General features: G+C 29.7%; 22 protein-coding genes. 19 read left to right on the top strand and 3 right to left on the bottom strand.

Translation table 11 applies throughout. The features are described from left to right. Positions 1-8: 8 nt before the first annotated feature. The 3 genes from KQI68_RS04760 to KQI68_RS04750 are packed head-to-tail and all read left to right on the top strand — an operon-like array spanning position 9 to position 3,190. Complete coding sequence (locus KQI68_RS04760; protein WP_216548997.1) at positions 9-1,427, top strand: HAMP domain-containing sensor histidine kinase; 1,419 nt, start codon at positions 9-11, stop codon at positions 1,425-1,427. Then, the gene (locus KQI68_RS04755; protein ID WP_216548996.1) at positions 1,420-2,844 is read left to right on the top strand and encodes a hypothetical protein; all 1,425 of its coding nucleotides are present in this window, start codon (positions 1,420-1,422) and stop codon (positions 2,842-2,844) included. The genes KQI68_RS04760 and KQI68_RS04755 overlap by 8 nt, the downstream gene beginning before the upstream one ends. A gap of 10 nt (positions 2,845-2,854) precedes the next feature. Next, positions 2,855-3,190, top strand: coding sequence for a cytochrome C biosynthesis protein (locus KQI68_RS04750; protein WP_216548995.1), 336 nt, complete (start codon positions 2,855-2,857; stop codon positions 3,188-3,190). 16 nt (positions 3,191-3,206) lie between these two features. Here KQI68_RS04750 and KQI68_RS04745 read toward each other — a convergent pair whose 3' ends face one another. Both KQI68_RS04745 and KQI68_RS04740 read right to left on the bottom strand, forming a co-directional pair. Then, positions 3,207-3,521, bottom strand: a complete 315-nt coding sequence (locus tag KQI68_RS04745) for a GIY-YIG nuclease family protein (RefSeq protein WP_216548994.1) — start codon at positions 3,519-3,521, stop codon at positions 3,207-3,209. Continuing rightward, positions 3,511-4,116 carry a regulatory protein RecX gene (locus tag KQI68_RS04740; protein ID WP_216548993.1) on the bottom strand — a complete coding sequence of 202 codons (606 nt, stop codon included), beginning with the start codon at positions 4,114-4,116 and terminating at the stop codon, positions 3,511-3,513. The genes KQI68_RS04745 and KQI68_RS04740 overlap by 11 nt, the downstream gene beginning before the upstream one ends. 136 nt (positions 4,117-4,252) lie before the next feature. Between KQI68_RS04740 and KQI68_RS04735 the strand changes: the two genes are divergently transcribed. The 8 genes from KQI68_RS04735 to rho are packed head-to-tail and all read left to right on the top strand — an operon-like array spanning position 4,253 to position 11,672. After that, entirely contained in the window at positions 4,253-4,693 is a 441-nt protein-coding gene (locus tag KQI68_RS04735; protein WP_216548992.1) for an FHA domain-containing protein, read from the top strand. A gap of 3 nt (positions 4,694-4,696) precedes the next feature. After that, on the top strand, positions 4,697-5,965 hold the full coding sequence (locus tag KQI68_RS04730) for an FtsW/RodA/SpoVE family cell cycle protein (protein WP_216548991.1): 1,269 nt from the start codon (positions 4,697-4,699) through the stop codon (positions 5,963-5,965). Next, entirely contained in the window at positions 5,955-7,397 is a 1,443-nt protein-coding gene (locus KQI68_RS04725) for a peptidoglycan D,D-transpeptidase FtsI family protein (RefSeq protein ID WP_216548990.1), read from the top strand. Before KQI68_RS04730 ends, KQI68_RS04725 begins: the two co-directional genes overlap by 11 nt. A gap of 4 nt (positions 7,398-7,401) precedes the next feature. Further along, entirely contained in the window at positions 7,402-8,103 is a 702-nt protein-coding gene (ispD, locus tag KQI68_RS04720) for a 2-C-methyl-D-erythritol 4-phosphate cytidylyltransferase (RefSeq protein WP_216549172.1), read from the top strand. Then, the gene (ispF, locus tag KQI68_RS04715) at positions 8,100-8,573 is read left to right on the top strand and encodes a 2-C-methyl-D-erythritol 2,4-cyclodiphosphate synthase (protein ID WP_216548989.1); all 474 of its coding nucleotides are present in this window, start codon (positions 8,100-8,102) and stop codon (positions 8,571-8,573) included. The genes ispD and ispF overlap by 4 nt, the downstream gene beginning before the upstream one ends. A 4-nt stretch (positions 8,574-8,577) precedes the next feature. Continuing rightward, positions 8,578-9,231, top strand: coding sequence for a fructose-6-phosphate aldolase (fsa, locus tag KQI68_RS04710; protein ID WP_216548988.1), 654 nt, complete (start codon positions 8,578-8,580; stop codon positions 9,229-9,231). Between the two features lie 5 nt (positions 9,232-9,236). Beyond that, a complete protein-coding gene (gene glpX, locus KQI68_RS04705) occupies positions 9,237-10,202 on the top strand; it encodes a class II fructose-bisphosphatase (RefSeq protein WP_216548987.1) in 966 nt (321 codons plus the stop codon). Between the two features lie 9 nt (positions 10,203-10,211). Then, entirely contained in the window at positions 10,212-11,672 is a 1,461-nt protein-coding gene (gene rho, locus KQI68_RS04700) for a transcription termination factor Rho (RefSeq protein WP_216548986.1), read from the top strand. On the opposite strand, the gene KQI68_RS04695 is transcribed toward rho, so the two are convergent. Beyond that, positions 11,665-12,126: a methylated-DNA--[protein]-cysteine S-methyltransferase gene (locus KQI68_RS04695; RefSeq protein ID WP_216548985.1), complete on the bottom strand. Its 462-nt coding sequence runs from the start codon at positions 12,124-12,126 to the stop codon at positions 11,665-11,667. The genes rho and KQI68_RS04695 overlap by 8 nt on opposite strands. Before the next feature lie 156 nt (positions 12,127-12,282). Here KQI68_RS04695 and rpmE point away from each other — a divergent pair, with 156 nt between their 5' ends. From rpmE to asnS, 8 genes are all read left to right on the top strand, one after another. Continuing rightward, positions 12,283-12,486 carry a 50S ribosomal protein L31 gene (gene rpmE / locus KQI68_RS04690; protein WP_216548984.1) on the top strand — a complete coding sequence of 68 codons (204 nt, stop codon included), beginning with the start codon at positions 12,283-12,285 and terminating at the stop codon, positions 12,484-12,486. A 42-nt stretch (positions 12,487-12,528) separates the two neighbouring features. Beyond that, positions 12,529-13,359 carry a peptide chain release factor N(5)-glutamine methyltransferase gene (gene prmC / locus KQI68_RS04685; protein WP_216548983.1) on the top strand — a complete coding sequence of 277 codons (831 nt, stop codon included), beginning with the start codon at positions 12,529-12,531 and terminating at the stop codon, positions 13,357-13,359. A gap of 2 nt (positions 13,360-13,361) precedes the next feature. After that, positions 13,362-14,444 carry a peptide chain release factor 1 gene (gene prfA, locus KQI68_RS04680; RefSeq protein ID WP_216548982.1) on the top strand — a complete coding sequence of 361 codons (1,083 nt, stop codon included), beginning with the start codon at positions 13,362-13,364 and terminating at the stop codon, positions 14,442-14,444. Between the two features lie 146 nt (positions 14,445-14,590). Beyond that, positions 14,591-15,133: a rubrerythrin family protein gene (locus KQI68_RS04675; RefSeq protein WP_216548981.1), complete on the top strand. Its 543-nt coding sequence runs from the start codon at positions 14,591-14,593 to the stop codon at positions 15,131-15,133. Positions 15,134-15,606: 473 nt separating this feature from the next. Then, a complete protein-coding gene (gene gltS, locus KQI68_RS04670) occupies positions 15,607-16,857 on the top strand; it encodes a sodium/glutamate symporter (RefSeq protein WP_216548980.1) in 1,251 nt (416 codons plus the stop codon). A gap of 164 nt (positions 16,858-17,021) precedes the next feature. Further along, complete coding sequence (gene nrdR, locus KQI68_RS04665) at positions 17,022-17,480, top strand: transcriptional regulator NrdR (RefSeq protein ID WP_216548979.1); 459 nt, start codon at positions 17,022-17,024, stop codon at positions 17,478-17,480. A 1-nt stretch (position 17,481) separates the two neighbouring features. After that, the gene (locus KQI68_RS04660) at positions 17,482-18,786 is read left to right on the top strand and encodes a replication-associated recombination protein A (protein ID WP_216548978.1); all 1,305 of its coding nucleotides are present in this window, start codon (positions 17,482-17,484) and stop codon (positions 18,784-18,786) included. A gap of 71 nt (positions 18,787-18,857) precedes the next feature. After that, positions 18,858-20,246, top strand: a complete 1,389-nt coding sequence (gene asnS, locus KQI68_RS04655; protein WP_246541245.1) for an asparagine--tRNA ligase — start codon at positions 18,858-18,860, stop codon at positions 20,244-20,246. Positions 20,247-20,253: the final 7 nt, after the last annotated feature.

Raw genomic sequence — 20,253 nt, 5'->3', positions numbered from 1 at the left:
GGAATTAATTGAAAAATAAAATTGGAAATCGACTTGTCAGAAGCTTTCTAATAGTTATCTTAATAACCATCTCAATTATAGATATATTTTTACTTATTGGATTTCGATTTTATTATTACAACACTATTTCAAATGAATTGTCTTCAAGAATGAATTTATCTCTAGAAATTTATAGAAGAGATTATTCTGACAGAAGCTTGAAAGATTTAATTTACGACGATAGTGAAATATTTTTCTCAAATACAAAGGCTAAGGTTCAAATACTTGATGATGAGGGGAAGGTACTCCTTGACTCAATAGGAAGTCTTAACACTAATCAAGTTGAAACAGAAGACTTTAAAGCAGCAAAAGAAGGAAATAGAAAAACTTGGAGAGGACTTGATCCAGTAACAGGAGAGCCAATTATGGCAATCACTGGTCAAATAACTAATTCAAGTGGACAAAATATTGGTTATTTGAGATTTGTATCATCAATGAATGAGGCAAATATTGCAATTATAAAAACAATAGTTACACTTTTACTTTTAACTTTAATTGTAGCTTTAGTTACAACAATATTTTCTTTCTTAATTTCTCGCTCAATTGTAAGGCCTATATTAGAGCTTACAGATGTTGCAAAGAAAATGTTAAAAGGTAATTATGAAGAAAAGGCAAAAGTTTGGGAAGATGATGAAATTGGAGAACTTGCAAAGACTTTAAATGCAATGTCTGAAGAAATTATTAACAAAGACAGAATTAAAAATGATTTTATATCCTCTGTTTCTCACGAACTTAGAACTCCTCTTACTTCTATAAAAGGATGGGCAGTAGTTTTAAAAGATGCCAAGGAAGATGAAAGTGATTTAATCGAAGATGGTTTAAATATAATTGAAAACGAAACTGACAGATTGGCAAAAATGGTTGAAGAACTTTTAGACTTTTCAAGATATATTTCTGGAAGAATCACTCTTGATAAAGATGTATTTGATATAAGCCAAACATGTAGAGAAGTTGCAAAGCAAATGAGACCTCGTGCAAAGTCTAATAAAATTGAGTTTACTACTGAAATTCCAGAAGAGTCAATACTTATTAATGCAGATGAAAATAGAATCAAGCAACTTTTGATTAATCTACTTGATAATGCAATTAAATTTACATCAGATAATGGATGGGTTAAATTTCAAATGTATAAAGAAGATGAAAATGTAACTATGATGATTTCTGATAATGGTATGGGAATGACAAAAGAAGAACTTGCTCATGTTAAGGAAAAATTCTACAAGGGCAAACACTCCAAGAGCCACAGCGGAATTGGTCTTTCAATTAGTGATGAGATAACTAAACTACACGGAGGTTTTCTTGAAATTTTTTCTGAAGAAAAAATCGGGACCACAGTAACAGTTATTTTGCCAGTAAATGAAATCGAAGAAGGTGAAAAAAATGATTAAAAAATTAATATTGTTTTTTGCCCTTATATTTTTAACTGGATGCTCTTTTATCACTCAAAGAGGAACAAATATTGAAACTCCAGAAATAGGAATATCACCAATTTATGGAAGATGGACTATAACAAAATTTATCTATAATAAAAATTCTGAACAAGATAATTTTAAATTTAAAGATATCATTGGAGAAGAAATTTTATTTAGTAATGATTCTGCAGTTCTTGCAAATGATTATATTAAAGATGTGAAATATAAAACTAAATATGTCAAGCTTTCTGATTATCTTTACAAGAAATTTAATATCGACTATAAGGAACTTGGAATTGAAGATTCAGGAGTTTATTCAACTTATGTAATGGATAAAGATTCAAAGGATAAATCCTATTATGAAATTATAAAGGTTGGAAAGGATAGAGCACTTCTTTTTGACAATGGAATTATTTTAGAGATAGAACTTTTAGATGACAAAATCGAAAATGAAAATCTCAATGAATATATATTGGCTAAGAAGGATGAAGTTTTAACTAGGGGAAATTTATTTGATCAAAGTGGAGATAAAGGATTTTTAATTGCCTTTAAGACTAAGGTTGATACAAATATTCCTTCTTGGAATTACAAGACTTTATATATTAAATTTTCTAATTTAAAGTTAGAAAATGTTTATGAATTAAACAATATTATTCTTCCAAGAGACAATAGTTTTTCAGAAATTTCTGTGCAAAGAGAATCAAAGAGCAACGAAACAACTGATAAATTAATAGTTAAGGATTACAAAAACACATCACTTAAAAATTCTGAAGCTGAGATTTTAAAAACAGAGACTGAAGAATTAAAATTTGATAATAACATCATGACCATTGATTTTATTACGAATAATTTTGTAAATATTGAAAAGCTAAATCTTGATGATAACTCTAGAAAACTAAGGATTTACAGGCTTAAAGATTTAGAGGAGAAAAAGCCTCTTAGATACAGCGAATTTTTATCACAAGAACTAATAAACTCTCAGGAAGAAAAAATTGATCTTCTTAAAAAAGACCCAGCAAATATTGGAATTTATAGAGACAATGGTTTCTGGAAGTTAAAGGGAAGAGAGTCCGCTGGAGAAAGTGTAAATGATTTTGACTTAAATTTAGTTCTTCCATATGAAGTAAACAACTATAATAGACTCAACATTCCTATGGCTGACATCAGAAACTTTAATTCCAATGTAAAAGATGGATTTGTATCGCCTGATAATAATTTTTTAATAACATTGGAAAATAACATGATAAAAATATATAATATTAAGGGAGGCAGCATTGAACCGCAAACTATTTTTGAAAGAGAAATAGGAAATGATGCAACCACTATTATGACAGAATGGGCAACTGGAAAATATGCTAATGATTGGCAAGAAGTTCTGTCAACTAATAAATGAGGTGTAATAAATGGATAAAATTATGGAAATGGTTGTGGAAAATTCTAATTATATTCTGCTCTCACTTGGAGCAATAGTAATTGGAGTTGTATTAACATTTATAGTAAATTTTGCAGCAAATAAATTAAAATTTGCAAAATATTTACCAGGTTTAGCACTTGTCTTTATTGGGACAATATCTTTATTTATGGTTATTAACAAATTATTTGATCCAGATAGTTTAGACAATTTAATAGTATTTGTAATAGGAGTTTCATCTGGACTAGTATCTCTAATCTTTGCACTTATTATTGGTATTGCAACTTCAGATAAAAATAGATACAGAAAAAATGTTAGAAATATATAAAATAAATCCCCAAGAATTAAATTTTCTTTGGGGATTTTTCATTTCTTTTTATTAAATAATCTTGATAAGTTTCTTCTAAATCTATTTCATAATTTATTAGCTTTTCTTTGTCTTTTCGATCCAAAGTTTTTATAAAATGCTCTTTTTTTAATGCATCAGATTTATCTTTACACTCTTGTGTGAAAACAAATCTTACGGGAATCCTCGGGGCTGTATATTTAGATGCCTTTCCTTCATTATGCATTTCAATTCTTTTTTCCAAGTCATTGGTATATCCTGTGTAATAAGATCCATCTCTACATCTTAGAATATATACATAATCAGCTTTCACTTAAATCACCTGTAACTGATGAAATAATATCGTATTCAAATCCTCTACCCATTAAATATTTTTTGGCAGAGTTTAATTTTTTTATGTTGAAGTCACTAGCATCAATTTTCTTATAAAGAAGTTCCTTTGCATTTTCATATTCAAGATCGTAATTATAACTTTTCATTATTTCATCGATATCTTGACTTTCAATTCCTTTAGATTTAAGCATATAAATAGTTTTTATTTTGCCATATTTTTTTATATTTTGAGCATCATTTAAATATCTAAGGCCATAATCCAAATCGTTTAAGTATTTTTTCTCTCTGCAAGTTTCTATGACTTCATCTATAATCTGTGGTTTAATTTTATTTTTATAGAGATGATCTACTAATTGTTTCTTAGTTTTAAGTCTTTCTAAAAACTTATAAGAAATGTTAAGTGCTCTTGTTTTTTCGTCTTCGTATTCTAAAATCTCTGGGAAGTCTTCGGAAACTTCTAGACCTTTATATAAATTATATCTTACCAATGTGTCTTCGGAAACTTTGACATATTCATCATTATCAAAGGTAACTTTAAAGAATTTTTTCTCAAAGCTAATATTTTTAATAAACATTTAATTCACCATATTTATTTTATCACATGTTTTTATTTTTCTCCATTTGATGAATAGTATAAAATTTCTATCTATTGTGGAAAAATAATGGCAAAAAGTATATAATTAATTAGAGTTTATAAGATAGAGGTGTAAAATGTTTGAACTTATTTCACAGGTTTTAAAATATGTATTTATAATTATTATTTATTTATTCATATTTAGTATTTTAAGACTTATGTATTTAGATATAAAGACTATAACAAGTTCAGGTGGATCACTTGATGATGCATATTTAAAAGTTGTTAACAGACTAGATTCATTAAATTTTAAAATGCAGGAGTATTATGTAATAGATAATGGAATTACTCTTGGGCGTAGTGCAAAAAATGATATAGTTATAAAGGATAAATTCGTCAGTAAAAATCATTTGCGAATTAAAGAAAGAAACTCTTTATATTTTATAGAAGATTTAGGTTCTGCTAATGGAACTTTTTTAAATGGAACAAAAGTAAATCCAGGGGAGTTAATTGAACTTCAGAACAATGACAAAATTGGAGTTGGATTTATTCAGTTCATTTTTGTAGATAAAAGGTGAGATATGTTTAACATTATATTAAAGAATCGTCAACCTAGAAATCTTTTACTTATTTTTGAAATTTTAAGTATTTTACTTTTATTTTCATTAAACAACAATCATGTAGACAGATATATTGTTATTTTATTTTTAGGTTTAATTTTAATTGTTTATATTTCCAATTTAGTACTTGGAAAGGTATCATCTGGAGATAATTATATTTTCTTAATAGTTTCCATGCTCTTAAGTCTTGGAATTATTACAATTTATAGACTTTCACCAAAACTTGGACTAAGACAATTAATTTGGGTTTTGGCTGGGATTTTAGTTTTTTATATTACTTATTTTATTATTAGAGCAATGAGAAAATTAGAATACATGACAATAGTCTATTTAGGACTTTCAGTGTTATTCTTTTTGCTAACTCTTATACTAGCACCATCTAAATATGGAGCAAAGAACTGGATACAAATTGCTGATGGAATAACTATTCAATTGTCAGAGTTTACAAAAATTCTAGTAATCTTTTTAATTGCTTCTTTTTATTCAAATTTTAATTCCCACTTAAAAAAATTAAATTATAAACACACATCTTATTATTTAATGGCTGTCATTTATATTTTTGTTGGATTTTTATTTATTCAAAGAGATTTAGGTACAGCTGTGATTTTTGTTGGAATTTATACACTGCTTCAGTATGTTTATGACGAAGATAGAAAGTCCATTCTTGTTAATATAGGGCTAATGGCAGTGGGTTCAATAGTAGGATTTTTTGCGTTTTCTCATGTTAAAAATAGAATTGATATTTGGCTTAATCCTTGGACTGCTGATAAAGTTAATGATTTGGGAAGACAAATTGTTCAATCCTTATTTGGTATTGGAGAGGGAGGATTTTTCGGACAAGGTATTGGATTAGGGTACCCAAAACAAATTACCCTTGCACATTCTGATGTGATTTTCTCTGCTATTTGTGAAGAAATGGGAATTCTAACGGGAATTGGAATCATTATGCTTTATATGCTTTTAGTTTATAGAGCGATTAAAATAGCTTTAAATCAGGAGTATTTATTTTACAGGATACTTGCAATTGCAGTCGCAATTCTATTTACAATACAGGCCTTTTTAAACATTGGAGGAGTAATTAAATTTATTCCAATGACAGGACTTACACTCCCATTTATTTCCTATGGCGGTAGTTCTATGATTTCAAGCTTTGTTGCTTTGGGAATTCTACAAGTGACAAGTGAGGATTTATCCTATAAATATGAGAGGGGTAGAGATAATGAAGAATAAAGAAAATAAAAGACTTCTCGTTCTTTTAGTTTTTTTAATAGTTTTATTAGTTTCACCAATTATATATTTAACTTATTTTACAGTTTTCGAAGCAAATGAAATTATAAAACATCCTGCCAATAGAAGAGCTGACTTAAGAGAAAATTCTGTCAAGAGAGGCTCTTTCTACGACAGAAATGGTGAAGTTTTAGCATATTCTAATGGACAAAAGTATAATTTTCACAGAATTTACAATTATCCAATTGCCTATTCTCATATAATTGGATATTCAGATAAAATCGTTGATAAATATGGTCTAGAAAAAGAATTAAATGGATATTTAGTTGGAAGAAATGGATCAAAAATTATTAAGACAATTAAGTCAATGCTAAATGAAGATTACGATCCATATGTTGGAGATTCTGTAACTCTTACAACAGATACAAAATTACAGGAAAAAACTAGATCAGTTTTATCTAAGAATTTTACCAAGGGTTCAGTAGTTATAATGAATCCTAAAACTGGAGAAGTACTTTCAATGGTTTCCCTTCCAGATTTTAACTCACAAAATATTGCAAGTGATATGCAAGCTATTAATGAAGCTGATAACGGTGCTTTATTTAACAGTTCTACAAAGGGGAAATTTGCACCTGGATCTGTTTTTAAAATTGTAACAACTTCAGCTATTTTAGAATCTGGCATCTCACAATCTTATAATGACGAGGGTGTAGAAAAAATAGATAATGGTCGTGAATTTAGAAATGCAGGAAATAAAACTTATGGAAGGGTAAATCTTAAAACTGCCTTTACAAATTCACTTAACACATACTTTGTTAGAAAAGCAATTGATGTTGGAATAGAAAAAATGGCAGAAGTTTCTGAAAGATTTATGATAAATCAAAAAGTAGATTTTGAACTACCACTCGAGGTATCAACTTGGAACTTCAAAAGAGATGGTTTTGACAGAACTGCATTAGGAGCTGCAGGTATAGGTCATGATACTCTTCTTGTGACTCCACTTGAAATGTGTATGATTGCCGGAACTATTGCAAATGATGGTGTTATGATGCAACCTCACATCGTAAAGAGAATTGATTCTTCTGATGGCAAAAGTGTTTTAAGAAATTCTCCAACAGTATTAAGTGAAGTTATATCTAAAGAATATGCTGATCAAATTGAAAAATACATGGTAAATGTAGTTAACAATGGTACAGGTACTGAAGCTTATGTTAGAGGATTAAAGGTAGCTGGCAAGACTGGTACTGCTCAATTGGACTTAAAAGAAGGAACTAATAATGCTTGGTTTGTAGGTTTTGCACCTGCTGATGATCCAAAAGTTGCAATTTCTGTTGTAATTCCAAATATTCAAGATTACGGTTCTGAAGTTGCAGCCCCAATTGCTGGGGAACTTTTAAAATATGCTGTAGAAAATCTACAATTTGAAGAAGAGTGATAAAATGTACAAAAATAATTTTATAACTGCCTTTGTTGCTGCAGCTGGAATGGGTAAGAGAATGAACATGGACATAAATAAACAATTTTTAACAATTGACGATGTTCCTATTTTAGCTCACACAATAAAGAAAATTGAAAAATCTAAGTATATTGACTTTTTAGAGATAATTGTCAAAGAATCTGACATGTGTTATGTAGAAGATATCTTAGAAAAATATAAATTTAATATTGATTATAAAATTGTTTTTGGCGGCAAAGAGAGGCAAGACTCAATTTACAACGGTATTTTAAATATGCCTGATAGGACTGATATAGTCCTGACTCATGATGGAGCAAGACCCTTTGTATCAGTTTCAAAAATTGACGAAGCTATAGAAAATGTATTTGAAACTGGTGCATGTGTCCTTGCAAATCCAGTAAAGGACACCATAAAAGTTTCAATTGATGGAAAAATCGTCGATTACACTCCCAATAGAGATAATCTGTGGCAGGTTCAAACACCGCAAGTTTTTAAAGCAGATATTTTAAAAAAAGCTTACGAACAGGCATATTCTGAAGGATATTATGGGACCGATGACTGTTCCCTTGTGGAAAAGACAGGAATTAAAGTAAAACTTATTTATAATTCCTATGACAATATTAAAATTACTACAAGAGAAGATTTAAGCATTGCAAATATTTTAGTTAAGAAGGTGAAGGAATGAGAGTAGGAATTGGCTATGACGTTCATAAACTTGTGGAAGGTAGAGAATTATTTATTGGCGGAGTTAAAATAGAACATGAGAAAGGACTTTTAGGCCATTCTGATGCAGATGTTTTAATTCACGCCATAATGGATTCAATATTAGGAGCACTTGCTCTAAGAGATATAGGGTACCACTTTCCAGATAATGACAATGATTACAAAGATATTGATTCAAAGGTGTTGTTAAAAAGAGTTTATGAAATAATGATTAAAGAAGGCTATGAAATTTCAAATATTGACACTGTCGTAGCTTGTGAGAGACCAAAACTTTCACCTCATATTGATGAAATGAGAAGAGTAATTGCTGAGATATTAAAAACCGACATAAGTAACATTTCAATAAAGGCAACTACTACTGAAAAATTAGGTTTTGTAGGAAGAGAAGAGGGAATTTCCTCTCAAGCAATTTGTTTACTTAAAAGGAAGTGAAAAGATGAAATTTTTTATTGATACTGCAAATATTGATGAGATTAAAGAAATTAATTCCTGGGGAGTATTATCAGGAGTTACAACTAATCCAAGTTTAATTGCAAAAAGTGGAGAAGTTTTTGAAGATGTAATTCAAGAAATTTCTGAAATAGTTGATGGAGATATATCTGCTGAAGTAATTTCTACAGATTTAGATGGGATTTTACAAGAAGCAAGAGAACTTGCAAAAATTTCTAAAAATATTGTAATTAAAATTCCTATGATTGAAGAAGGGCTTAAGGCAGTTAGTATATTGTCTAAAGAGGGGATTAGAACTAATGTAACTTTAATTTTCTCTGTGTCACAAGCACTGCTTGCTGCAAATGCTGGAGCAACTTTTGTAAGTCCATTTATGGGAAGACTTGATGATATTGGCAAATCAGGTATTGAGCTTGTTGAAGATATAAGTTATATTTTCGACATTTATGGATATGATACAGAAATTATAGCTGCAAGCATTAGACATATTAATCATGTTGAGCTTGTTGCAAAAAGTGGCGCAGATATTGGAACAATTCCTTATAAAATTTTTAAGGAAATGATTAAGCACGATTTAACTCAAAGTGGACTTGAAAAATTTTTAGAAGATTTTAAAAATGTAAAGACTAAGGAGAGATAAGTAAGATGGATAGAAATTTAGCACTAAACCTAGCAAGAGTTACAGAAGCAGCAGCTTTATCAGCAGGTAAATGGCTTGGTAGAGGAGATAAAAATGCAGCAGATAAAGCAGCAGTCGATGCAATGAGAAGAATGTTTGACACTGTTGATATTGACGGAACTGTTGTAATTGGTGAAGGAGAAATTGATGAAGCTCCAATGCTATACATTGGCGAAAAAATTGGGACAAAAGAAGGAGAACACGAAGTTGACATTGCTGTAGATCCAATTGATGGAACTAATTCTATTGCAAATGGCATGGATAATTCAATTGCAGTTTTAGCAGTTGCACCAAAAGGTTGTCTACTTAATGCTCCTGATATTTATATGGATAAAATTGCATGCGGCCCTAGAGCTAAGGGAGTTATTAAACTTGATGATGCACCTTCTGAAAATGTAAAAAGAGTTGCAAAGGCTTTAAATAAATCTGTAGAAGATATAACAGTTGCAATACTTGACAGACCTAGACATGAAGAAATTATCGAGGACATTAGAAGAGTTGGAGCAAGAATTAAAAAAGTATCTGATGGAGATATTGTAACTGCTATTGAGACTTGCTACGAAGATTCTGGAGTCGATCTTGTAATAGGCAGAGGTGGAGCTCCTGAAGGAGTTATTGCAGCAGCTGCACTTAAATGCCTTGGGGGAGATTTCCAAGGTAGACTTCATCCAACTGATGAAAAACAAGAAGCAAGATGTAGAGAGCTTCACTCTGATTTAAAGAAAATTTATTCGATAGATGATTTAGTTAAGGGAGATGAAGTAATTTTCTCTGTAACTGGAATCACTTCTGGAGAAATTTTAGATGGCGTAAAATATTATGAAGGCAATAAGGCGAAAACAGAAACACTTGTATTGAGACTTCCAAGTGGTACTCAAAGATTTATTAAATCTATCCATTCCCTTGATCTTAAGCCTGATTATGCGAAATAGGTTTTATTAATGAGTAATGAAAATAGTAAATTTTTAGAGGATAAATCAATAGAAGATTTGAGAAAAATTGCATCATCACTTGGTCTTAAAGATTCTAATAAATACAATATAGATGAATTAAAATATTTTATAATAAATCAAAGACTTCCTAAAAAAGATGAGCTAAAGATTGATTTAGAAAATATTGAAAATAAAAAAGTTTCTGAACTTAGAGAGATTGCAAAAAATCTTGGAATAGAAAAATCATATAATTTAAAAAAAGATGAACTTATTGAGAAGATAAAAGCAACTCAAAACCATGAAGTTAAAGAAAAAATTAAAGACTCTGAATTATCTGACAATGCACAGAGAGCTTTGGAAAATCTTGATGATAAAAAATATGTAAAAGGAATTTTGGATCTTCATCAAGATGGTTATGGATTTTTAAGAACTGAAAATTATCTTTCAAGTGATGGAGATATTTATGTGTCTCCTTCACAAATTAGAAAGTTTAGACTTAAAAATGGAGATGAAGTATTGGGAATTACTTCTCCACCTAAAGAAGGAGAAAATTTCAACGCTCTTCTATATATTAAAAGTGTAAATGGTATTCATCCTTCAAAAATATCAAATAGACCCTATTTTGATAATTTGACACCAATTTACCCAAAAGAGAAAATCAAACTTGAAACTAGTGAAGAAGATATTGCTACAAGAGTAATAGACTTGCTTGCTCCAGTTGGACTTGGTCAAAGAGGTCTTATTGTATCTCAACCAAAATCAGGCAAAACTACTCTTTTAAAAAAGATTTCTAAAGCATTAAATGAAAATTACCCAAATATTCATTTAATTGTATTGTTAGTTGACGAAAGACCTGAGGAAGTTACTGACATGCAAAGATCAGTAAAGGGAGAGGTAGTGTATTCTACTTTTGATGAAAATCCAAAGAATCATACAAAAGTTTCTGAAATGGTAATAGACAGAGCTAAGAGATTAGTTGAGCAAAAAGAAGACGTAGTTATTCTTCTAGATTCTCTTACAAGACTTTCAAGAGCTTATAATCTAATTACTCCTACAAGTGGAAAGACCTTATCAGGTGGTCTTGATCCAATGAGTCTTCATAAGCCTAAGAGATTTTTTGGAGCAGCAAGAAATATTGAAGAGGGCGGAAGTCTTACAATTCTTGCGACAGCTCTTGTAGATACAGGTTCTCGTATGGATGATGTAATATTTGAAGAATTTAAAGGAACAGGAAATATGGAACTACATTTAAACAGAAGTCTTTCAGAAAAGAGAATATTTCCTGCAATTGATATATTTAAGTCTGGAACAAGAAAAGAAGAACTTCTTCTAAGTAAAAAAGAATTGGAATTCAATTACGACTTTAGAAGAAATTTAACTGAAGATAACATAGAAGATGCAACGGAAAAACTTTTAGATGAAATGTCTAAAACAAAAAATAATAGTGAATTTTTAGAAAAATTTAAATAATATTTTCAAGTTTTAAAAGTTCTCTTTTCATGTCAATTCCGTATCTAAATCCCCTTAGATTATTATTTTGCCCAATTAATCTGTGGCAAGGAATAATTATGGGGATTTTATTTTTGCCAGCAGCAGTTCCAACAGCTCTATAAGCTTTTGGATGATTTATTTTTTCTGCAAGTTCCTTGTATGTTAGAGTTTGTCCATAAGAAATATTTAAAAGAGCTTCATAAACTTTCCTTTCAAAATCAGTTCCTTGGATGTTTAAAGGAAGATTAAATTCCTTTAATTTTCCATTAAAATATAAAGTAAGCTGATTTTTTATATCTTTAGCCAGCTCATATTTAGGTTCAATTAATTCCTGTGGATTTAAATCTAAAAAATCAATAAGTGAAATTTTATTATCTTCTATAATTATTTTTATTAATTTATCATTAATTTTAAAAATCGAAATTTCCTTCATTTCATCACCTCAAATTTATTATACTATATCCTGATTCCTTGAAAAATAGTAATTATTGTTGTATAATAAGTTAGAGAAAAAATTAGTTTGAATCTTAAACTAATTTGTGTTAAAATACTATAATTGAGTTATAAAATAGTTTAAGGGGGCAAAATAATGAAAAGTGGAATTCATCCAGAATATAAAGAAGCTACAGTAACATGTGCTTGCGGAAATACTTTTAAAACAGGATCTGTTAAAGAAGATTTAAAAGTTGAAGTTTGTTCAGCTTGCCATCCATTCTTTACAGGTAAGCAAAAATTCTCTGATCACGGCGGAAGAATTGAAAAATTCAACTCAAGATATAAGAGAAATAAATGAGATTAGGGTTAGCCATGCTAACCTTTTTTATTACAAAAATTTATGATTATTAAAGATGCACTTTATAAGGGTCTTAAGTATCTTAAAGATGCTTACTATACTGATCCAAGAAGAGAAACGAGAAGGATTTTATCTGAAATTTTAGTAAAAGATATTTCTTATTTAATATCTCATGAGGATGAAGAACTTAATGAAGAAGATGAAAAAACTTATTTTGAAATACTTAACAAAAGAAAATTAGGTGTCCCTTTACAATATATATTAGGAAAAGAGGACTTTTATGGGAGAACTTTTAAAGTTTTGGAAGGTGTATTGATTCCAAGACAGGATACTGAAATCTCTATAGAAGTTTTAAAAGAAATTGTTAAAAATAATAAAATTAAAAACATGCTTGAAATAGGTACTGGAACTGGAATAGTTGCTATTACAATGGGTCTAGAATGTGATTTAGATGTAGTAGCATGCGATATAAGTGAAAGTGCCATTAAAAATGCAAAGATAAATAAAGATTTATTAAAATCAAATATAAAAATCGTAGCTAGCAATTTATTTGAAAATATTCAAGGTAAGTACGATATAATCTATTCAAATCCACCATACATTAAAAGAGAGGAAATTGAAAACTTGCAAATTGAAGTTAGAGATTACGAACCGAGACTTGCTCTAGATGGTGGAGAAGATGGACTATATTTTTATAAAAAAATTATTGAAGATTCAACTAAATATTTAAATTCTAAGGGATTTTTGGTATTTGAAATTGGTCATGACCAAGCCAAAGATTTACAAAAATTAATGAAAAAACATTTTATTACCAAAGTTTACAAGGATTTAAATATGCTTGATAGAGTTATTGTAGGACAAATGAGGGAGTAAATATGTACGAGAAACTTTCAGTTTTTGAAGATAAATTAATAGAGCTTGAAAAAGATTTAGCAGATGTAAATGTTATTAATGATTCAAAATTATATCAACAAAAGGCAATTGAACATGCTGAAATTGAGCCAATTGTGACAAAATATAGAGAATACAAAGATGTATCCAATACTCTAAATGAAAATAAAGAATTAATAAAAGAAAAACTAGATGATGATTTCAAGGATTTAGTTAAAGAAGAAATCAATGAAGGAACAAAAAGAGTTGAAGAACTTGAAAATGATTTAAAAATTTTATTGATTCCAAAAGATAAAAATGACAATAAAAACGTAATGGTTGAAATAAGAGCTGGAGCAGGTGGAGATGAAGCTGCGCTTTTTGCTGGAGTTCTTTACAGACAATATGTTAGATACGCAGAAAGATGCGGATTTAAAGTTGAAACAATATCCACAAATGAAATTGGAATTGGTGGATATAAAGAAGTTGTATTTATGATTATTGGTAATGGAGCTTACTCAAGACTTAAATACGAATCAGGAGTTCACAGAGTTCAAAGAGTACCTGAGACAGAAAGTGGCGGAAGAATCCATACATCTACGGCAACTGTTGCAGTGCTTCCTGAAGTAGATGATGTTGAAGTTGAAATCGACCAAAATGATATTAAATTTGATGTATTTAGAGCGAGTGGAAATGGTGGTCAATGTGTAAATACTACTGACTCTGCTGTTAGACTTACTCACATACCAACTGGAATTGTAATTTCTTGCCAAGATGAAAAATCTCAACTTAGAAATAAAGAAAAAGCAATGAAACTTCTTAGATCAAAATTATATGATTTAAAACTCCAAGAACAAAATGAGAAAGAATCTGCTCAAAGATCTTCCCAAATTGGTACTGGAGATAGATCAGAAAGAATTAGAACTTATAATTATCCTCAGGGAAGAGTAACAGATCACAGAATTAATTTTACATCTCATAAAATTGATGCGATCAATGATGGTGATTTAAACGAGCTTATTGATGCATTAACAGCTTTCGATCAGACTCAAAAAATAGAAAATATAGACGATGAAATTGCTGTTTGATAGCCATTTTCATTAGTTATATTTTTATTATTTAAATTTGATTTTTTATAAATATTAATCTATAATAGTTGTTGGTAGATTTTATTTATTACCATCAATTATGGCAAAGTGATGGTAGAATTTATTAATTTAGGGGGTAATTTATAATGAATCAAATGACAAGTGATAACTTAAGATCAGCTTTCGGTGGAGAATCTCAAGCTCGTACTAGATATAATATCTGGGGCGATGTAGCTAAAAAAGATGGTTTTGAAAATGTAAAAAGACTTTTCGATGCAACAGCAGATGCAGAAAGAGTTCACGCAACACTACACTTCAAAGCTCTTAAAGACGAATCTGGAGATTTTATTGTAACATCTAATGCTGGATTTGGAATAAATAGCACATCTGAAAACCTAGAAGCTGCAAGAAATGGAGAACTTTTTGAATCAACTCAAATGTATCCAGCTTATATTGCAGTAGCAGAAATGCAAGAAGAAAAAGAAGCGGTTAGAGCAATGAAATATGCAACAGCTGCTGAACAAGTTCATGCTGATAGATTCCAAACTGCAAAAGAAGCAGTTGATGCTGGAAAAGATCTTGATGTAGAAACAATTTACCTATGTCCAGTTTGTGGATATATTACTTTTGAAGAAGAAGAATCATGCCCAATCTGTGGATGTAAATTTTCAAATTTTGTTGAATATTAAGATTCATTAACCTCTCCTTTAAGGGGAGGTTTTTTAATACATATTTTTAGGAAAATGTTTACAGCGTGATTTCACTATACTCTATTAAAGTATAAAATATCTTTTATATAATACAATTTTTCGGTTAATGAAAGTTTATCAAAACATTACAATCATCAAATAATCACTGAATCGTTACATAATTTTGAAAAAACATACTATTTTTTTAATCTTTTGAGAACAATTTTTTCGAATAGTTCAAAGTTAGAAATTTATGAATTTATTTTTATTTTTTTCTAATTTTTTGTTATAATAAGTTTAGTAAATAAATAATATTTAATTTACAGATTTTAATTTAAAATACATAATTTAGAAAAGTTTATGTGAAATGAAATCCTTTTCGTAAAAATTTTAGATTTAAATTTTAGTCAATAAATTAAATTTTTATTTACATAATATTTGGTTTAATCCAAAAAAATTAAAGGAGGATGTTTATGCATATTTCATTTGATGTAATGCAGACAGTAGGTTTTGCTATTATGATTTATTATCTAGGTAAATTCATTCGTAGCAAAGTAAAGTTTTTTCAAACTTTCTGTGTACCAGCACCAGTAATTGGTGGATTCCTATTTGCTATAATTAGATTCATATTAGAAGTCGCTGGAATCAGTACGTTTGAATTTGACCAAACTTTAAAAAATCCATTTATGATGGTATTCTTCACATCTATAGGTGTGGGAGCAGACTTAGATACTCTTAAAAAAGGTGGAAAGGGATTCCTAATTTTTGTAACTGTATCAACTGTTCTAGTTATTTTCCAAAATGCAATTGGTGTAGCACTTAGTCAATTTGTTGGAACTGACTCTTTACTTGGACTTATCTGTGGTTCAGTAACAATGGTTGGTGGACACGGTTCAGCAGGAGCTTGGGGTACAACATTTGAAGAACAAGGTCTAGTTAATGCTCCTACATTCGGCTTGGCAGCAGCTACATTTGGTGTTATCATGGGTTCTTTAATTGGTGGACCAGTTGGTTCAACTCTTATTAGAAAACACAACCTTGCAAAACCACTTGATGAAGTTAAAGTTGACAGAGATGTATTAGAAAACTTAGAAGAAACTAATGCTGAAGGAAGCTATGAAAAAGTTGTTCCTCTACAAGCTGGAGATTTCTTAAAAGTTCTAGGACTTATTTTTGTATCTGTTGGTCTTGGTGCAATACTTCAAGTATTCATTAAAGATCACATAACAATTATGGGTAACGCTTTGAGTTTACCAGCTTACGTAACATCAATGATTATCGCCGGTATATTCGTAAATACAATTGGTAAGAGCGGATCACTTGCAGTTAATCAAAGAGCTAACTCAATATGTGGAGACGTTGGACTAAATGTATTTCTAGTAATGGCTCTTATTGACATTAACTTAATTGATCTTAAAGATGTTGCAGGACCAATGCTTATTATCTTATTTGCTCAAACAATATTCATGGCATTATTTGCTTACTTTGTTACATTCTGGGCAATGGGTAGAAATTATGATGCAGCTGTTCTTGCTGGTGGTATTTGTGGTTTCGGTATGGGAGCTACTTATAATGCGCTTGCAAATATGGACTCTATCACTGAAAGATATGGCCCATCTCCAAGAGCTTACTTTATACTACCAATGGTAGGAGCTTTTGCAATTGATATTATCAACTCAATAGCTATAACAATATTCTTAAATATTGCTCAAACATTAAGATAAAAGATATCAGAAATAAGAATCACTTCTAGTGGTTCTTATTTTTTTATAAAATTTTGGTAGTTTATAATCATTGATAATAAAAATCTAAAGTGATAAGATTAAATAGTAATTTGATTCAAAATGGTCCATATTTATGGACCATTTACTAATAAAGAGGTGAAAATATGAAATGCCCTTTTTGTGGATATGAAGATTCAAAAGTAATGGATACAAGACCAACTGAAGAAGGTTATACAATTAGAAGAAGAAGAGAATGTTTAAATTGTCAAAAGAGATTTACAACTTATGAAAAAGTTGAACAGTCTCCTGTTATGGTTATAAAAAAAGACGGCAATAGACAGGCCTTTGATAGAGATAAAATTATTAACGGAATTATAAAATCATGTGAAAAGAGACCAGTTTCTGCAGCACAAGTTGAAGAAGCAGTTTCAAATATAGAAAAGAAAATTGAAAATTCTATGAAAAAGGAAATTTCATCTTATGAAATAGGAGAAATGGTTATGGATGAGCTAAAGGAACTTGATGAAGTATCTTACGTTCGTTTTGCTTCAGTTTACAGAGAATTTAAAGATTTGCAGTCATTTATTGATGAACTTGAAAATATTGTAAAGAAGAAGAATTAAAATGAATTTATTTGATTTAAATATGGAGAAAAATCTAAATAAAATGGCACCTCTTGCCGATAGATTAAGACCGAGAAATTTAAATGAATTTGTTGGACAAAAACATATATTGGGCGAGGGGAAATATCTATCAAGATTAATAAAAAGTGATATATTAGGTTCTATTTTATTTTATGGTCCTCCTGGAATTGGAAAAACAACACTTGCAAGTATTATTGCAAAGACTACAAATAAAAATTTTGTAAAACTTTCTGCAGTAACTTCAAACTTAAAAGAATTAAGAGAAGTTTTATCGAAGGCAGAAGATTCAATGAAGTACGACAGTATTTCTACGATTGTTTTTATTGATGAGATTCACAGATTTAATAAATCTCAACAAGATGCTCTTCTTCCTTATGTTGAAAGGGGAGTTATTACACTAATAGGTGCCACAACAGAAAACCCTTATTTTGAAGTTAATAGAGCCCTTCTTTCAAGAATGCAAATTATAAATCTTTATCCTTTAAATGAAGAAGACTTAAATGATTTAATAAACATTGCATTAAAAGATAATGAAAGAGGATTTGGAAGAAAAAACATAAATTTAAGCAGTAATGCAAGAAAAACACTTATTAACAATTCCAATGGAGATGGCAGATATTTATTAAATAGTTTAGAAATTGCTATTTTATCATCTGATGAAATAGATGGGAAAATAAACATAGATGAAAATACGATATCAGACTCTCTTTTAATAAAAAATGTAAAATATGATAGAGAGAATAATGAACACTATGATACCATTTCTGCTTTTATAAAATCTATGAGAGGATCTGACCCCGATGCAGCTCTAGTTTATCTTGCGAAGATGATTGAAGGCGGAGAAGATATAAAATTTATTGCAAGAAGACTTATAATATTTGCATCAGAAGATGTAGGAAATGCAGATCCATTGGCAATGGTTATGGCTTCAGCGTGCTTTAATAATATTAATGTAGTTGGAATGCCTGAAGCTAGAATTATTCTCGCGCAGATGACAACTTATTTAGCTGGCGCAAAAAAATCAAATGCAAGTTATTTAGGAATTAATAGCGCCTTAGAAGATGTAAAAAAATCAACAAATATAAATATTCCAAAAATTATTAGAGACAAGAGAAATCCTCACAATATTACAGATGAGGAATATAAATACCCTCACAATTATGAAAACTCATATGTTAAACAAAATTATATGCCTGAAAACTTTAAGGGAAGAAAATATTATGAGCCAAAAAACATAGGTTATGAAAGTGAAATTAAAAAGTATTTAGATGGTTTAGATAAGTAATTTAGTAGAATTGACAAATATTATAAATAATAATATACTGATTAATTATAAGTAAAAATATAGGAGGAATTATGTCAATTAGCATTAGAGATATTTTTACAAATCCAGATGGATTTATTGATAAAGATATAAAGTTAGAAGGTTGGATAAAAACAAGTAGAGCTTCAAAAAACTTTGGATTTATTGAACTGACAGACGGGACTTCATTTAATACAATTCAAGTTGTTTATGGAAAGGATATTGAAAATTTTGCTGAAATTGACAAATATCCAATAAGCTCAACTTTAGAAATTGAGGGCAAATTAGTTAAGTCTCCTGGTAAGGATCAATCATTAGAAATTCAAGCAAAAAATGTTAATCCACTTTGCGTTTCAGATGCATCTTATCCATTACAAAAGAAAAGACATACTATGGAATACTTGAGAAAGATTGCTCATCTTCGTCCAAGATCTAATACATTTAATGCTGTTTTTAGAGTTAGATCACTAATTGCATATGCAATTCACAAATTTTTCCAAGAAAAGGGATTTGTATATGTACATGCTCCAATTATAACAACATCAGATGCTGAAGGAGCAGGAGAAATGTTCCAAGTGACAACTCTTGACATTGAAGCACTGGCAAAATCAGAACCAACAGAAGTTGATTATTCTAAAGATTTCTTTGATAAAAAGACACACCTTACAGTTTCTGGTCAACTTGAAGCGGAAGCTTTTGCACAATCCTTTAAAAATATATACACATTTGGGCCAACATTTAGAGCTGAAAATTCAAACACTCAAAGGCATGCTGCCGAGTTCTGGATGATTGAACCAGAAATGGCATTTGCAGATTTAAATGTTAATATGGACGTTTCTGAAGAAATGCTAAAATATATAATTAATTATGTTCTTGAAAATGCAAAAGAAGAAATGAAATTCTTCAACAAATTTATAGATGAAGGACTTCTTGAAAGATTAGAAAATGTTGTAAATAACGAATTTGCTAGAATAACTTACACAGAAGCAATTGAAATTCTTGAAAAAGCTGACAGAGAATTTAATTATCCAGTTAGCTGGGGAATAGACCTTCAAACTGAACACGAAAGATATATAACTGAAGAAGTTTACAAAAAGCCAGTTTTTGTCACTGACTATCCAAAGGAAATCAAAGCATTTTATATGTTCGAAAATGAAGATAAAAAAACTGTAGCTGCAATGGACTTACTCGTTCCTGGAGTTGGAGAAATCATAGGTGGATCTCAAAGGGAGCACAGACTTGATGTTCTTGAAGAAAAAATGAGAAATATTGGAATGGACATGGATACTTATGACTGGTATCTAGATTTAAGAAGATATGGTTCAGTAGTTCACTCAGGTTATGGACTTGGATTTGAAAGAGCTGTTATGTATATCACAGGAATGAAAAACATAAGAGACGTAATACCATTTCCAAGAACCGTAGGAAATGCAGAATTTTAGGAGCAAA

This window comes from Peptoniphilus ovalis (genome assembly GCF_018919265.1).
Classification (GTDB): Bacteria; Bacillota; Clostridia; order Tissierellales; family Peptoniphilaceae; genus Peptoniphilus_A; species Peptoniphilus_A ovalis.
Note: the sequence above shows the minus strand (reverse complement) of the source record. Positions and strands in the feature narration are given on the sequence as shown.

Coding starts and splice junctions, on each gene's coding strand:
- KQI68_RS04755 (WP_216548996.1), top strand. CDS start 1,420: ATGATTAAAAAATTAATATTGTTTTTTGCCCTTATATTTTTAACTGGA.
- KQI68_RS04750 (WP_216548995.1), top strand. CDS start 2,855: ATGGATAAAATTATGGAAATGGTTGTGGAAAATTCTAATTATATTCTG.
- KQI68_RS04740 (WP_216548993.1), bottom strand. CDS start 4,116: ATGTTTATTAAAAATATTAGCTTTGAGAAAAAATTCTTTAAAGTTACC.
- KQI68_RS04735 (WP_216548992.1), top strand. CDS start 4,253: ATGTTTGAACTTATTTCACAGGTTTTAAAATATGTATTTATAATTATT.
- KQI68_RS04730 (WP_216548991.1), top strand. CDS start 4,697: ATGTTTAACATTATATTAAAGAATCGTCAACCTAGAAATCTTTTACTT.
- KQI68_RS04725 (WP_216548990.1), top strand. CDS start 5,955: ATGAAGAATAAAGAAAATAAAAGACTTCTCGTTCTTTTAGTTTTTTTA.
- ispD (WP_216549172.1), top strand. CDS start 7,402: ATGTACAAAAATAATTTTATAACTGCCTTTGTTGCTGCAGCTGGAATG.
- ispF (WP_216548989.1), top strand. CDS start 8,100: ATGAGAGTAGGAATTGGCTATGACGTTCATAAACTTGTGGAAGGTAGA.
- fsa (WP_216548988.1), top strand. CDS start 8,578: ATGAAATTTTTTATTGATACTGCAAATATTGATGAGATTAAAGAAATT.
- glpX (WP_216548987.1), top strand. CDS start 9,237: ATGGATAGAAATTTAGCACTAAACCTAGCAAGAGTTACAGAAGCAGCA.
- rho (WP_216548986.1), top strand. CDS start 10,212: ATGAGTAATGAAAATAGTAAATTTTTAGAGGATAAATCAATAGAAGAT.
- KQI68_RS04695 (WP_216548985.1), bottom strand. CDS start 12,126: ATGAAGGAAATTTCGATTTTTAAAATTAATGATAAATTAATAAAAATA.
- rpmE (WP_216548984.1), top strand. CDS start 12,283: ATGAAAAGTGGAATTCATCCAGAATATAAAGAAGCTACAGTAACATGT.
- prmC (WP_216548983.1), top strand. CDS start 12,529: ATGATTATTAAAGATGCACTTTATAAGGGTCTTAAGTATCTTAAAGAT.
- prfA (WP_216548982.1), top strand. CDS start 13,362: ATGTACGAGAAACTTTCAGTTTTTGAAGATAAATTAATAGAGCTTGAA.
- KQI68_RS04675 (WP_216548981.1), top strand. CDS start 14,591: ATGAATCAAATGACAAGTGATAACTTAAGATCAGCTTTCGGTGGAGAA.
- gltS (WP_216548980.1), top strand. CDS start 15,607: ATGCATATTTCATTTGATGTAATGCAGACAGTAGGTTTTGCTATTATG.
- nrdR (WP_216548979.1), top strand. CDS start 17,022: ATGAAATGCCCTTTTTGTGGATATGAAGATTCAAAAGTAATGGATACA.
- KQI68_RS04660 (WP_216548978.1), top strand. CDS start 17,482: ATGAATTTATTTGATTTAAATATGGAGAAAAATCTAAATAAAATGGCA.
- asnS (WP_246541245.1), top strand. CDS start 18,858: ATGTCAATTAGCATTAGAGATATTTTTACAAATCCAGATGGATTTATT.